Source organism: Streptomyces sp. NPDC050743 (genome assembly GCF_044456925.1).
Taxonomy (GTDB): Bacteria; Actinomycetota; Actinomycetes; order Streptomycetales; family Streptomycetaceae; genus Streptomyces.
In genome coordinates this window covers 1-13,605 of sequence record NZ_JBITGJ010000074.1, presented here as the reverse complement: position 1 = coordinate 13,605, position 13,605 = coordinate 1, and the positions used below count along the sequence as shown (strand labels likewise).

Annotated in this window: 13 protein-coding genes; 3 read left to right on the top strand and 10 right to left on the bottom strand. The window is 70.6% G+C overall.

Annotated elements, in window-relative coordinates; translation table 11 throughout:
• Nucleotides 1-16 precede the first annotated feature (16 nt).
• The 9 genes from ACIBJF_RS39975 to ACIBJF_RS39935 form a co-directional block, all read right to left on the bottom strand.
• Nucleotides 17-1,552, bottom strand: coding sequence for an MSMEG_0567/sll0787 family protein (locus ACIBJF_RS39975; protein ID WP_399181508.1), 1,536 nt, complete (start codon nt 1,550-1,552; stop codon nt 17-19).
• Nucleotides 1,522-2,637, bottom strand: a complete 1,116-nt coding sequence (locus ACIBJF_RS39970) for an MSMEG_0568 family radical SAM protein (RefSeq protein WP_399181506.1) — start codon at nt 2,635-2,637, stop codon at nt 1,522-1,524. Before ACIBJF_RS39970 ends, ACIBJF_RS39975 begins: the two co-directional genes overlap by 31 nt.
• 10 nt (nt 2,638-2,647) lie before the next feature.
• Nucleotides 2,648-3,178: an MSMEG_0572/Sll0783 family nitrogen starvation response protein gene (locus tag ACIBJF_RS39965; protein WP_399181504.1), complete on the bottom strand. Its 531-nt coding sequence runs from the start codon at nt 3,176-3,178 to the stop codon at nt 2,648-2,650.
• Between the two features lie 51 nt (nt 3,179-3,229).
• The gene (locus tag ACIBJF_RS39960; protein ID WP_399181502.1) at nt 3,230-4,045 is read right to left on the bottom strand and encodes an amidohydrolase family protein; all 816 of its coding nucleotides are present in this window, start codon (nt 4,043-4,045) and stop codon (nt 3,230-3,232) included.
• 14 nt (nt 4,046-4,059) lie between these two features.
• Nucleotides 4,060-5,358 carry an MSMEG_0569 family flavin-dependent oxidoreductase gene (locus ACIBJF_RS39955; protein WP_399181500.1) on the bottom strand — a complete coding sequence of 433 codons (1,299 nt, stop codon included), beginning with the start codon at nt 5,356-5,358 and terminating at the stop codon, nt 4,060-4,062.
• 47 nt (nt 5,359-5,405) lie between these two features.
• Nucleotides 5,406-5,711, bottom strand: coding sequence for an MSMEG_0570 family nitrogen starvation response protein (locus ACIBJF_RS39950; RefSeq protein ID WP_385420494.1), 306 nt, complete (start codon nt 5,709-5,711; stop codon nt 5,406-5,408).
• A gap of 296 nt (nt 5,712-6,007) precedes the next feature.
• Nucleotides 6,008-7,792, bottom strand: coding sequence for a nitrite/sulfite reductase (locus ACIBJF_RS39945; protein ID WP_399181498.1), 1,785 nt, complete (start codon nt 7,790-7,792; stop codon nt 6,008-6,010).
• Nucleotides 7,793-7,852: 60 nt separating this feature from the next.
• A complete protein-coding gene (locus tag ACIBJF_RS39940) occupies nt 7,853-8,686 on the bottom strand; it encodes a sulfurtransferase (protein WP_399181496.1) in 834 nt (277 codons plus the stop codon).
• Between the two features lie 257 nt (nt 8,687-8,943).
• Entirely contained in the window at nt 8,944-9,339 is a 396-nt protein-coding gene (locus tag ACIBJF_RS39935; RefSeq protein ID WP_399181556.1) for a nitrilase-related carbon-nitrogen hydrolase, read from the bottom strand.
• Between ACIBJF_RS39935 and ACIBJF_RS39930 the strand changes: the two genes are divergently transcribed.
• The 3 genes from ACIBJF_RS39930 to ACIBJF_RS39920 all read left to right on the top strand — a co-directional run bounded on the left by ACIBJF_RS39930 (nt 9,221) and on the right by ACIBJF_RS39920 (nt 12,396).
• Nucleotides 9,221-9,595, top strand: coding sequence for a tyrosine-type recombinase/integrase (locus tag ACIBJF_RS39930; RefSeq protein ID WP_399181554.1), 375 nt, complete (start codon nt 9,221-9,223; stop codon nt 9,593-9,595). The genes ACIBJF_RS39935 and ACIBJF_RS39930 overlap by 119 nt on opposite strands.
• Before the next feature lie 121 nt (nt 9,596-9,716).
• Nucleotides 9,717-10,988, top strand: coding sequence for a hypothetical protein (locus ACIBJF_RS39925; RefSeq protein ID WP_399181494.1), 1,272 nt, complete (start codon nt 9,717-9,719; stop codon nt 10,986-10,988).
• On the top strand, nt 10,927-12,396 hold the full coding sequence (locus tag ACIBJF_RS39920) for an MFS transporter (RefSeq protein WP_399181492.1): 1,470 nt from the start codon (nt 10,927-10,929) through the stop codon (nt 12,394-12,396). Before ACIBJF_RS39925 ends, ACIBJF_RS39920 begins: the two co-directional genes overlap by 62 nt.
• A gap of 1,000 nt (nt 12,397-13,396) precedes the next feature.
• Here ACIBJF_RS39920 and ACIBJF_RS39915 read toward each other — a convergent pair.
• Nucleotides 13,397-13,605, bottom strand: a 209-nt coding sequence (locus ACIBJF_RS39915) for a hypothetical protein (RefSeq protein ID WP_399181490.1), incomplete at its 5' end; no start/stop codon positions are given.

Sequence of the window (13,605 nt, the reverse complement as noted above, 5' to 3'; positions counted from 1 at the left end):
GGTTGACTCAGGAAACTCATGCGGTCCCCATCCCGGTCACCGTGGAGGTAACCGCGTCTGTGATCTCTCCGTCGGGCCAGCGCAGCCCGACGCCTTGTCCTTCTGCCAGCTCCCCGCACACGGCCCCCGTGGCGGGCCCGGCGGGCAGCGGTGCGACGCCCGGCTCGTCGGCCGTCAGCATCGCGAAGCCGGGGAAGCAGGTGAGCCAGTCACCCATGGGCACGGGCCTCGGGCGCGGTACGGCGGCCACGTCGAGGACGGCGCGGCAGCCGCTCGCCTCGGCGAGCATGCCGAGAGTGCCGGCGATGCCCGCCATGGACACGTCCTTCGCCGCGGCGGGCCGGGCGGCAGCCACCGCGCCGGTCATGGCGCGCAGTTCGTCCATACGGCGATGGGTGGTCGAGTCCCACTGGCGGCCCCGGTAGCCGGTGCGCCAGCCGCCGCCGAGGTCGGCGGTGAGCCGCACCGAGTGTCCGGGCCGTCCGCCGCCGCCCGGCACCGGGTGGTCCGTCCGGCCCAGCGCGGTAACGGACAGCGCCGCGGGTACACCGAGTTGAGTGTGCCCGCCCAGGACCGGCACACCGTACGCCTGTGCCGCCCGGCCGAGCCCGTCGAGGACCCGCGCGGCATGCGCCGCGTCCTTGGCGCCCACGGCGTCGAGCAGGCCGATCGGCGAGGCGCCCATCGCGGCAAGGTCGTTGATGTTGACGAGGACCGAGCACCAGCCCGCCCAGCCCGGGTCCCGTTCGACCATTGACGGCACGATCGCGTCGCACGCGGCGATCACATCGGTGCCCGGGACGGGGGCGCCGTCGTCGCCGACGAATCCGGGCCCGCCGAAGGCGGCCCGCGCGTTTTCGCGCAGGGCCCCGCCGGCCGGGTCCTGACCGCGGGCGTGGGTCGCCGATCCGTGGAGGGCCGCGAGGAGCGGCCCGAGTGCGGACTTGGCGGCCGCCGCCTGTGCCGCGATCCGGCCGATCGGCCAGCGCATCAGCATGTGCGGCGCGTCCGCGACCTCGATCTCGCGTACGGAGCACCAGCCGAGCCGCTTGAAGAGGACTTCATTGCGGGCCTGAACGGTCGCGTCGAAACGCAGGACTCCTTCGGCCTCCGCGCGGGCGCAGGCCGCCCGGACCAGTGCCGCGCCGATGCTGTGCGGGCCGCGGGCCCGGCGGGCCACGACGAGGCGTCCGCCCTGCCACCAGCCGATGTCGGGACCGTCGTCCACCGGCCCGAGGCGTACGCCGCCCACCACGGTGCCGTCCTCGTCCTTGGCGACCAGGACGAGGGTGCGGGGGTCGGTGTCCCGGTCGTCCAGGTCATGGCCGGTGAAGAGCCCCTGTTCGTGGACGAAGGCCTCTCGGCGCAGGCGCCGATAGTCGGACAATTCGGCTGCGGAACATGCCTGTTCGATGTGGAAGAGGGGCTGTCGCGCCAGGGTGCTGCGGTCTCCGAGCAGCGCCAGGACGTCGACCGGACGGTCGGCCGCCGGCGGTGCGGTGGATCCGTCGAGGTACATCGTCACCCGCCTGCCGTCCTGAGCACGCTGCACGCCCCGCAGGCCGCGCAGCCGGCCTTCTGGTCGGCGCCGCTCATCCCGGCCGCGCGCAGTTTCGCGGCGACGCCTTCGGTGACGTACCGCAGCAGTTCCGCGCTCGGGGCCCCGACCCCGTCGCGGGCGGCGAGCGTGCCACGCATCGGTCGGAACGGAACGACGAACGGGTACACCCCCCTGTCGATCAACTTCCCTGCTCCCGCGATGAGCTCATCCGGATCCTCGCCGAGACCGACGAGCAGATAGGTGGAGACCCGGTTCGGCCCGAAGACCCGCACCGCCTCGTCCCACGCGGCCTCGTACTCGGCCATCGGGACGGTCGACTTGCCAGGCATCCAGCGCCGCCGTACCTCGTCGTCGAGGGACTCGACATGGATGCCGATGGCGGTGGCACCGGCGTCGTGCAGTTCACGGATCCACGCGAGGTTCCCGGGCGGCTCGCACTGGACCTGAATGGGCAGTCCGGGAACCGCTTCGAGGACGGCGCGCACCGAACGGACGAGATTGCGGGCACCCCGGTCCGGGCCGGTGGTCGTGCCCGTGGTCATCACCATCTGCTGCACGCCGTCCAGCCGGACCGCCGCCTCGGCGACTTCGGCGAGTTGCGCCGGGGTCTTGGCGGCGACGGTGGCGCTCGAGCGCAGGGACTCCTCGATGGTGCAGAAGCGGCAGCGATCGGCCTCGGCGTAGCGGATGCAAGTCTGGACGACGGAGGTGGCCAGGACATCGGAGCCGTGCAGCCGGGCGATCTGCTCGTACCGGGTGCCGTCGGCCGTCGTCAGGTCGTAGAACCTGGGCCGTCGTACGGGGGTGACGGAGAGCCCGGTGTCGGTAAGGGCTCCGGTCTCGTCGCCGAGCCAGACCTTGCCGTCGCGGACCGTGTAGGGACTGTCGGGGTTGCGGGGAAGTGCGGCGTTGGCGCCGTCGACGAGGACGTGTCCGTCGTCGCTGGGGCCCGCGCCGTCCGGCCGTTCGACCTCAACGTCCTGACGGATGCCGCGCAGGGCGAGTTCGGTGCGGGTCATGATCCGCACGTCCACCGCCGTACGCTCTGTCACTGTCGGCTCGGTGCCAACGCTCACGGCGTGCCCCTTACAGCTGGTAGGTGGAGTTGATGATGGCGCCCTTGCGCGCGTAGTGGATCAGCGCGTCCTGGACGTCGAGGGGGTGGGTGGGGATGACGCCCTCGATGAGGTCCTCCTCGCGGGCGCCGTGCAGGGACAGTCCGAAGCGGCAGCAGTAGACCTTGCCGCCCTCGGCGATGAACGTCTTGAGCTGGTTGTTGATGTTGTGCTCGCCGGGGAAGGCGGAGTTGCCGACGGTCGGGAAGCCTCGGGTGGCAAGGCAGTTGAGGGAGCCGGGGCCGTAGAAGTAGATGGCGGCGTCGAAGCCCTTGCGCAGCGCGCGGGTGGCCTGCAGGACGGCCACGAAGGACACGGACGACTCGTGGGCGATGCCGTGGACCAGGGTGAAGTAGCTCTCGCCGTTCTCGGCCTGGTAGTCGGGGAAGACCTTGGTGGAGCCGTAGATGCTGGAGCCCTCGGGCAGGGAGGGGTGCGGGATCTCGTTCAGGGACTTCTGCTCGACGTCGGTGAGTTCTGCGGCGGAGGCGGTTTCGGACATGGCTGTCTCCTTGCTCGGTACTTGCTTGGTACGGAAAGGGGGTGGGGCCGGTCAGTCGTAGAGCGTGGCGAAGGTGTCCCTGAAGACGAGTTCGCTGAGTTCGCCGCCGCCGGTCGCTTCGGCGAGGCGGGCATACTCGCCCGTGAAGTCGCCCCACGGCTGGTCGCTGGCGAAGAGCACCCGATCGTGGCCGATGCCGCGGCGCTCGATCTCTTGGGCCAGCCAGCGCGGTGTGAAGCCGATGGCCCAGGAGAGGTCGGTGTAGACGCGCTTGCCGGACTCGATCCAGTCGAAGAAGCGCGAGCCGACGAGCTTGATGTGACCGCTCATCCCGCCGCCGAAGTGCACGAGGTGGACGGGGACTTGGTCGGCGTACCAGTCGACGAGGTTGCCGACCTCGTCGATGTCGGACGCGGCGCCCGGGGAGGTGTGGACATGGACGACCAGCCCGTGCTCCTGTGCCGTCCGGAAGATCCGGTCCAGTTGCGGGCGGCAGGCCGGGTCCGTGGGGCGGCCGCCGAGCAGGAAGCTGAGCTTCAGGGCTCGTACGCCGTCCTCTCCCGCAAGGGCGAGGGCCTGCTCGGTGCGTTCGGTGTCCTCGAGGCGTGGGGACACCCACAGGCCGGCCCGGATGCGGTCGTCGCTCTGGGCCGCCTCGATCGCCAGCTCGTTGAAGGAGAAGGCGATGGCGGGGTCGGGGACGCCGTAGTTGGGGATGACCAGGGCGCGTTCGGTGCCCTCGTCATCGAGGTCGGCGACGAGCTGCTTGACGGTCGCGCGGGCGGTGGTGTCCGGGTTGACGGGCGGTCCGCCGTAGAACGGGTAGGCGGGCAGGACGCCGATGTGGCGGTGTGCGTCGTAGACCATGACTGTGGTTCCTGTCAGCCCAGGGGAACGGCGGAGGCGACGGAGGCCGGCACTCCGGTGAGGGCGCCGCACACGTCGGCGAGGCGGCGGCTGGTGTCGATGTGGCCGGCGAGGAACTCGGCGTCCCGGCCCACCGCTTCGAAGCGGCCGGAGCCCCACGAGTACTGCCAGGGCAGACCCAGGAAATACAGGCCGGGCGTGCTCGTCGCGCCGCGCCAGTGCATGGGGTAGCCGCGGCCGTCGAAGACGGGTATCTCGATCCACCGGTGATCGCGGGTGAAGCCCGTGGCCCAGACGACGGAGGTGATACCCGCCTCGGCCAGATCGAGTTCGGCCACGTGCCCGGAGGGCTCCCACACCGGTACGTACCGTGCCTCCTCGGGGGCGTGGAGCCCGTGCGCGGAGATGTGGGCGTCGATGGCGTCCTTGATGCCCTCGGCTACCGCGTCGGCCCGGTCCAGGTTGACCTTCAGGTCGTCCGCGAACTCCAGCGCCGCACCGTCGATCCCGGTCAGCCGCCCGTACAGGCGCATGCCGTCCCGGGCGAACGCCCGCAGGTCGATGTCGCGGCCGCCGTCGCGCCCGGTGACGTAGTGGTTGACCCGCATCCGGACGGCACCGGCGTCGTCGAACTCGTCGATGTTCTTCGCGTAGTGCCCCATGTCGTCGAGCCAGGCCACACAGTCCCGGCCGCGGTAGAAGCGGGCGACGCGGGGCGCGCTGCCGACGGCCAGGTGGACCTGCCGCCCGGCCAGATGCAGGTCTTCGGCGATCTGGCAACCGGACTGACCAGTACCGACCACCAGGACGCCGCCCTCGGGGAGTTGGTCCGCGTTGCGGTAACGGGAGGAGTGGATCTGCTCGACGTGGGAGGGCAGCCGCTCGGCCATCCGCGGGATGGACGGGGCGTGGTACGGACCGGTGGCCACCACCACGTGTTCGGCAGTGAACTCGCCTTCCGTGGTGGCCACTTCGAAGAGGCCGTCGGCGGCGCGCCGCAGCCCGGTCACGGATACGCCCTCCACCAGCGGCGGCCGGAAGAAGGCCACGTAGTCCTGGAGATACTGATTGATCTCGTCCCGGACCATGAACCCGTCCGGATCGTCGCCCTGGTAGGGGAAGCCCGGCAGTTTGCACTGCCAGTTCGGCGTCACCAGGCAGAAGGAGTCCCAGCGGCGCTCGCGCCACTCGTGGCCGACCCGATTCGCCTCGATCACGATGTGGTCGATGCCTCGTTGACGCAGGTGGTAGCTGACCGACAGACCGGCCTGTCCGCCGCCGATCACGGCCACCGGGAGGGGGGTGCCTCCCATGCCCTTCACGCTGTGGGGGAGGGCTCCGGCCAGCCTTGGCGTGGGGTTCATCGCGTGCTCCCGTCTGCGTTGACCAGGGACTCGACGGTGACCTTGGCCCCGTCGGCGACCGCGTAGACGGCGGCGGTCCGCTCGATCTGCGCGAGTTGGTCGGAGGCGCCGGTGCAGTAGAAGCCGAACTTCTCCTTCACCCGCTCACCGGCGATACCGAGCGCCGTGCGGCTGCGCTCCACGAAGTCGGTGAGCTCGTACTCGCGGCCGGCCACGAAGTAGTCCTCGACCACCGTGGAGGGGGAGTAGCAGCGCTGGGTCACGCCATCGGGCCAGCGCACATGGAAATAGATCTCAGGCATGAAGTCCTCCATGCGAGGCGCCGAGGCCTTGACACCTCGCCGCTGCTTGTGAGGACAACTTCAGCCAGGAGCGATTACCGAACCGAGGCATCCGGAATAAGGCGGCGTTACATGCTCCTCACTTCGAGTGAGTGACCGTGTACGGGGAGTTGCCTCAGAGGCAAATCCGCGCTCGAAAGGGCACCTTGACTTGCCGTCGGCCCGCGGGAATCAAGTTCTTGGCGTGCACAAAGGCGCAGCCGCACCTGCTGACTACAGGTGCGGCTGCGCCCGGATGCCTGACCGTTGGCGGAGTGCTACGTGAGGTCTTCTTCCGCCGCGCGGGCGACCCATGTGGCGAAGGTCTCCCCGTCGCCGCGGGCGAGGTCGAAACGCCGCACGAGACGTTCGATGTAGTCGGGCAGTTCCTCGGCGGTGACCTTGTGGCCGCGGAGTTTGCGGCCGAAGCGGGCATTCATTCCGACGGCGCCGCCCAGGTGGACCTGGAATCCCTCGACTTGGCGCCCCTCTGAGTCGAGGACGAGCTGCCCCTTGAGGCCGATGTCGGCGAGCTGCGTCCGTGCGCAGCTGTTGGGGCAGCCGTTCACGTTGATGGTGAGGGGCTGGTCGAAGGAGGGCAGGCGTCGTTCGAGTTCCTCGATGACGGTTGCCGCCCTGGCTTTGGTCTCCACGATCGCCAGCTTGCAGAACTCGATGCCGGTGCAGGCCATGGTGTTGCGGCGGAACGTGCTCGGCCGTGCGTCCAGGCCGATCGCCTCAAGGCCCTCGACCAGGCTTTCCACCGCGTCTTCGGCCACGTCGAGGAGCAGGATCTTCTGGTGGGGTGTGGTGCGTACGCGCCGGGCCCCGTGTGCCTCGGCGAGGTCGGCCAGGGCGATGAGCATCGTTCCCGGGGTCCGGCCGACCACAGGTGAGGCGCCGACGTAGTAGCGGCCGTCGCGCTGGCGGTGGACGCCGACATGGTCGCGCGGCCCCGTCGGTGCGGGGGGCGCGGGCCCATCGGTCAACCTGCGCTTCAGGTACTCCTGTTCAAGAACCTGGCGGAACCGCTCGATGCCCCAGTCCGCGACGAGAAACTTCAGCCGCGCCCGGTTGCGCAGACGCCGGTATCCGTAGTCGCGGAACACGGAGACGACGCCGGCCCAGATCTCCGGCACCTCCTCCAGCGTCGCGAAGACTCCGAGGCGCTGTGCCAGCATCGGGTTGGTCGACAGTCCGCCGCCGACCCAGACGTCGAATCCGGGTCCGAGCTCCGGGTGGCGCACTCCGACGAAGGACATGTCGTTGATCTCGTGGGCGACGTCCTGCAGAGGCGAGCCGCTGATCGCGGTCTTGAACTTGCGCGGCAGGTTGGAGAAGGCGGGATCGCCGACCCAGCGCTCGTGGATCTCCTGGATGGCCGGGCTGCCGTCGATGATCTCGTCGGCCGCCACACCGGCGACCGGGCTGCCCAGGAACACCCGGGTGGTGTCCCCGCAGGCCTGGGCGGTGGTCAGATCCACCGCTTCCAGGCGCCGCCAGATCTCCGGGACGTCCTCGACGCGCACCCAGTGCAACTGGACGTTCTGCCGGTCGGTGAGGTCGGCGGTGTCACGGGCGAAGTCGCGTGACACCTCGCCGATCGTGCGGAGCTGCTCGGTGGTGAGCCGTCCGCCGTCGACGCGGACGCGCATCATGAAGTACTCGTCGTCGAGTTCGTGGGGTTGCAGGCTGCCGGTCCTGCCGCCGTCGATGCCGGGCCGGCGCTGGGTGTAGAGCCCCCACCATCGCATCCGACCGTGCAGGTCCTCCCGGTCGATGCTGCCGAAACCGGCGGAGGCGTACACGTCCTCGATGCGGGAGCGCACATTGAGGCCGTCGTCGTCCTGCTTGAAGCGCTCATTCGGGTTGAGCGGGTCCGTCTCGCCCAGGGCCCACTGCCCCTCGGACCGCCGCCTGCGCGCTGTGCCGGCAGACGCGTCGTCCCCACACGATGAACGCGCCGTCCCGGGTGAGCGGACGGACACCAGGCCGAGGTCGCCTGAAACGCCCGTGGTGGTGGCTCGCGGTCCGGGCGGCTGGGATGTCGGCCGGTCGGCCATGTGTGTCACTCCTTCGGCATCGGATGAGGCGACTCGGGCAGGGGCCGCCTCATCGGCGCGCTAGTCGGCGGTGGGCAGGGAGATCGGAACACCGACCAGGGAGCCGTACTCGGCCCACGATCCGTCGTAGTTCCTGACGTTCGGGCGGCCGAGGATCTCGCTCAGGACGAACCAGGTGTGCGCGCTGCGCTCGCCGATGCGGCAGTACACGATGGTGTCGCGCTCGGTGTCCACCGCTGCGTACAGGGCGGCGAGTTCCTCGTCGGACTTGAACGTGCCGTCGTCGTTGGCCGCCTTGGACCACGGAACGTTGACCGCCGTGGGGATGTGGCCGCGCTGGAGGGCCGCCTCCTGGATCAGGTGGGCCGGGGCGCTGAGCTTGCCGGAGAACTCCTCGGGGGAGCGGACGTCGACCAGGTTCTGCGAACCGATCGACTTGAGCACCTCGTCACGCAGAGCGCGCACCGAATCATCCGGGGCGGAGGCGGTGTAGACGGTGGCCGGGCGGGAGACGGTCTCGGAGACGAGCTCGCGGCCGTCGAGCTCCCACTTCTTGCGTCCGCCGTCGAGAAGCTGTAGGTCCTGGTGGCCGTAAACCTTGAAGTACCAGTAGGCGAAAGCGGCGAACCAGTTGTTGTTGCCGCCGTACAGGACGACGGTGTCCTCGCGTGCGATGCCCTTGGCCGAGAGCAGCGCCTCGAAGCCGGCCTGGTCCACGAAGTCGCGGCGAACCGGGTCCTGGAGTTCCTGTCGCCAGTCGATGCGCAAGGCGCCTCGGATGTGGTTCTTGTCGTAGGCGGCGGTGTCCTCGTCGACCTCGACGAGAACGACGCCGGGGTCGTCGAGGTGGGCCTCGACCCAGTCGGCGTTGACGAGTACGCGAGTTCGGCTCACGGCAGGTTCTCCCGGGCGGTAGGTGTCGGGCAGGCGAAGGGAGCCATCGAGGCGGAGCACACCACTGGAGATCGACGGCGGGCACGTGAAGCGCAGTCGGCTCTGCCCCGACGGCATCCTTCAACTGGTCGGCGCCCGCCGACCTGTCGGCCGCCATCGGATCGCGACCCGGCTGTGCTGCACGAGAATGAGGGGGCGACACCCCGTCCGTATCCGGAGGACGGCGTGTCATGACCAGATATAGGCGGCCAAGTGCCTCAGAGGCAAAAGCTTTGCCTTTGAGGCAACCTCTGGTGTCCGTCCACGGTCGGCCGGGGCGTTTCGTCGACGCTGAGACTGAAGACGTCCGGCCGGGCGTAGTGGCCCGTCACGTCGAAGTCGAAGCGGCTGCGGACGATCTCGCCGAGGTCCAGTTCGGCCGTGAGAATGCCCTCATCATGCCGTAGTGGCCCGGCCAGGACCTCGCCCAGTGGGGAGACGATGCAGCTGCCGCCGCCGAGCAGTACGGTCTCCGGGTCATCGCCCTTGTGCTCCCTGCGGACCGACGACCTCGACCCCGCCCACCGGACCCTGCGGGTCCGCGCGGAGACGACGAAGACCCGGCGCGAGCGCGTCGTTCCGTACTCGGCCGCGACCGGGGTCCTGCTGTCCAGCTATCTCGCGCACCGGGCCACGATCAGCAGGGCCCGCGGCCTGCTGTTCCTGTCGGAGTCGCGCCGCAACTACGGCCAGCCGCTGACCCTGTGGACCTGGTCCAAGGTGGTCCGGCGCGTCGCCCTCACCGCTGACCTGCCACGCTTCTCGACACACACCACCCGACACCTGTGCTTGACCGACCTGGCGAGGATGGGCTGGGAACTGCACGCGATCGCCACGTCGCCGGCCACCGCAGCACCGAGTCGACACTGACCTACATACACCTGTCCGGCCGGGACCTGACGGAGAAGCTGAACCGCGGCATGCAGCAGATTCACTCCTGGCGCGTGGACATGCTCACCCGGTCCGCCCAAAGCACAGGGACGGTCGCCCAGTGACCGCCCAGCCGAGCCCAACGGCCGCACCCTTCTGGGCATGGCCGGTCGACCTCCTCCGCTTTGACCGACGCGGCCTGCTCACCGAAGCCGAGGCGGAGGCCCTGCGGAACTGCAGCATCGATGAGATTCGCCGCCACGACCTGGCTGCGGACCTCCTGCCTCTGCGACCGGCCGCCCGGCTGGTCCGGCCACTCGCTGATGTCCTTGCTGCCCTGCACTGGCCACCGGACGACCGCCATCAGCGCCGGTACGCACGCGATGCGGCAGGACTCGTGCTCCTCCGCAGCGGCGAGCTCCGCAGGGCCTTCTGGGGCTGGTCGGTGCAGGACTGGGCCGACCTGATCAACGCCGATGGCGCCGAGTTTCGGCGCCAATGGGGCGGGCAGATCGGCCCCAACGCCCGGCCGTTCCTGATCGCCTATGCCTACCTGCTCGGCGAGTTCACGGCCTTCGAGCGGCTCGGACGGTTCATGCGGCCGAGCCTGGCCCGCCGGGTGTTCGGGACCGGGCCCGTGGACGCGGCTGTCGAGCAGATCTCCACGGTGCTGGCCGACTGGGGGTATCGCCGCAGTGCCCAGAAGCTGGAGGCGGCGGCCTGCCAGGTGCTGCTGTTGAACCGCAGCCCGCGGCTGGAGGACCTGTCCACCGAGGCCCTGGCCGAACTACGTGAGAGCCCGGCGATGGGCGGGCAGTGGGGCAATGACCTGCACGGCGTCCACCGGGCGGTCGCGGCGCTCGGCCACGCGGACCCGCCGAGGTCGGGCCCCGCAGCCGGGCCGGCGGCGATGGAGGGAGTGCCGAGCGGTGGGGCGGGGTGGGTCGAGCGGTGGTACGCGACCTCGACGCTGACCCCGAAGATCCGTAGGAGCTACCGCAGCGTGCTCGCCAAGATCGGCCGCTGGCTGGCCGCCGAGCACCCCGAGGTCACCGAACCGGGCCAGTGGACCCGCCAGACCTGCGCGTCCTGGGTCGCGGCGGTCGACCGGATGTCCGTCGGCGACTTCTCCCAGTGGACCCACGGCATGCACTCGCAAGGACGCCTGGGCAAACCGCTTACCGCGCAGTCGAAGTCCGGCTACCTCAAGGTCCCCCGCGCGTTCTTCCGTGACCTCCACGAATGGGAGTGGACCCCACGGCGCTTCGACCCCGCCCACGCCCTTGCGGACCCCACGAAGCGTCCGCGGGTTGATGGGCCCGGACCCACGAGTGATAGCCGAGGGCATCTGGGCCAAACTGCTGTGGGCCGGCCTGAACCTCGAACCAGGTGACCTGCCGACCTCGGACAGCCGCACCTACCCGGTCGAGCTGATCCGGGCCATCACCTTGACCTGGCTCTTCGCCGGCCAGCGCAGTGACGAGATCGCCCGGCTGCGGGTGGGCTGCATCCGCTGGCAGCACGACGGCCTGCCCATCCCCGGTGACTCGGGCGAAGTCCTTGCCCGCGATGCGGTCTGCCTGTTGGACGTCCCCACCCACAAGACCGGCACCGCGTTCACCAAGCCCGTCGACCCACTCGTGGGCAAGGCCGTCGAGGCATGGCAGGCCGTCAGACCCGCCCAACTGCATGGGAAGGCGCTGGGCTGGCTGTTCGGCGGCATGGCCGGCGGCATCGCGGTCGGCTCCAGCGCCGGTGCCCTGGCCGAGCCCGCCATCGGCTGGCCCGGCCTGTTCCAGGCCGCCGCCACCGGCGGCGCCCTCCTGCTGGCCGTGGCCTTGGCCGCCCGCGTCCTGCCCAGCACGCCTCGACCCGCCACGTTCCCGCCGCTGGCCGCGGTCGCCGTCGGCTACCGGCGCCTGCTGCACACCGCCCGCGGCCAGCGCACCTACGCCTACGTGCTGCTCAACGCGGTGCTGCACTCCGGCATCTACACCTGGCTCGGGCTGTATCTGGTCCAGCGGTTCACACTCGGGCCGGTCGGCGTCGGGCTCGCGCTGCTCGGTTACGGCATCCCCGGCTTTCTGCTCGGCCCAGTCATCGGCCACCTGGCCGACCGCTACGGCCGCGCCCGCATCATCCCCACCGGCGTGGCCCTGGCCGCCGCATGCGCGCTGCTGCTGGCCACCGACTCGCCCCTCCCCGCCGTTGCGGTGATCCTCACCGCGCTGTCGCTCGGCTACGACATGACCCAGCCACCCCTGGGCGGCATTGTCACCGACCTGCCCGGCCACCGCAGCCAGGCCATGGGCCTGAACGTCTTCGCCCTCTTCACCGGCTTTGGCCTGGGCAGCCTCGCCTTCCAGGCCCTGCTCACGGCCGGGTTCACCGTCGCGCTCACTGCCTTCGGCGCCACCGCACTGCTCGCCGCCGCCGTTGCGGCGACGGTTCGCGGCAGGGGCCGTTTCGAGGAGGTCTGCCGTCGCTGGACGAGGCTCGCGGCGGGATGGGGGCGCGCGGTCATCCACATCCGGAGCCCGATCGGGTTTCTCACTCAGGTGCACGCGGGGGAGCCGGTCACGTCGGCGCTCTGCGACGTCCTGGCCCCGGTCGTGTCCGAGCTGGTCGAGGATGGGGTTTGTCCGGGCATAGACCTCGACTATGCCGTCCTTGTATGGGTCATCCTGTTCGGCGAGCGGGCGATCATGGACCTGCTCGGCGTTGGCTGGTCGGTCGGGCGGGTTGCGGCCCGGTTCGCTGACTCCGCCCTGCGGGCACTGGGGGCGCGCCTCGACGACTGATCGTCGGGGTGCGGGGTGGTCCTGTTCCGGCATGGCCTGTGTGAGTCATTGCGTTCGGCCGGTGGGTTTGAGTTGGTCCGCGGGATACCGGGCGGCTGCTGCGGGAACTGATCGGGGCGGAGGTGAGGGCCTGTATCGGTTGGCTGGGGCGGACACTCGGGGACGCGCGGGAGCGGGCGCAGTGGGGCGAGAGGGCCGTGACCGCCCGGGCCGGCGAGTTGCGCCCGGTGTACGACGACCTGGTGTCCTGGGGTTGGCGCCCTGCCGTTGCCTGATCGCGGGCCCGATGCGCATCATCGGCCTCTAGCCGTGGACGAAGCCCGAGGAGACCCGCTTGTGCGGCCGGGAGCCTGTGGAGGCCGCTGATCAGGGGCGCGAGCGGCCGAAGGTGCCGATATGCGGCATGGTCAGGGGGCGGTGGAGGGTGCTGCTGCTTGTGCAGGGGCCTCGTTCAGATCTTCGGCGTCTCGGGCTGCAGGCTGGTGTCCTGTATGCCGGGCCGTCTGGCGGGTGGATTCCACTTCGGCGAGTCCCTGGCGCTGGTCGTGTTCGGTGTGATCGTGCGGCCGCTGGCGGGCGGGCTGTCGGACCGCGTCGACTCCTCGCTCGGTGGCGCCGCCGGCTGCGCGGGCTTGTTTCTGCGCGTCCCCGTGCTGCTGCTGATCGGCCGGGTCGCCGGCGTGTCGCCTCGTGCTCTTCGAACGGTGCCGCGGTGTGGGTGGCGGTGGGGTCGGGGGGGTGGGGCGCTGTCCGGGGCTGCTCCCGCTGTGGAGAGGCAGGTGCGGGCGCGTGCTCTTCGGGGGCGTCGCGCCGTGGCGGGGCGTGGGCCGGTCGGGCGGTGGTGTGCCCGTGTCGCTCGGTGCGCAGGCGGGGGTTGGCGGTGTTGTTCACCCGGTTGGCCACGGCCGTGGCGCGTGGGGAGGCGTCTGTGCTGGGCGGCACTGTGCGTGCGCGGCGCGGGGCCTGGTCGGCCTCGCGGGGTGGGCTCGCACGGGGGCGGTCAGGCGGTCGCGGGGAGAGCGGGGGTCTCGGTGCGGCGGTGGCGGCCGTTTCCGGGGGCGTCCAGGGCGGAGGGGCGTTCGGTGGCGGGCTGTCCGCGGTGCTGGCCGGCACCGAGGTCCGTCACTGGGCGGCGGCGGGGAAGGGTTTTGAGGGTGCGGATCGGCTGCTTCATCGTGTTCTCTGTCCGGGTGTTGGTGGGGGCGGATT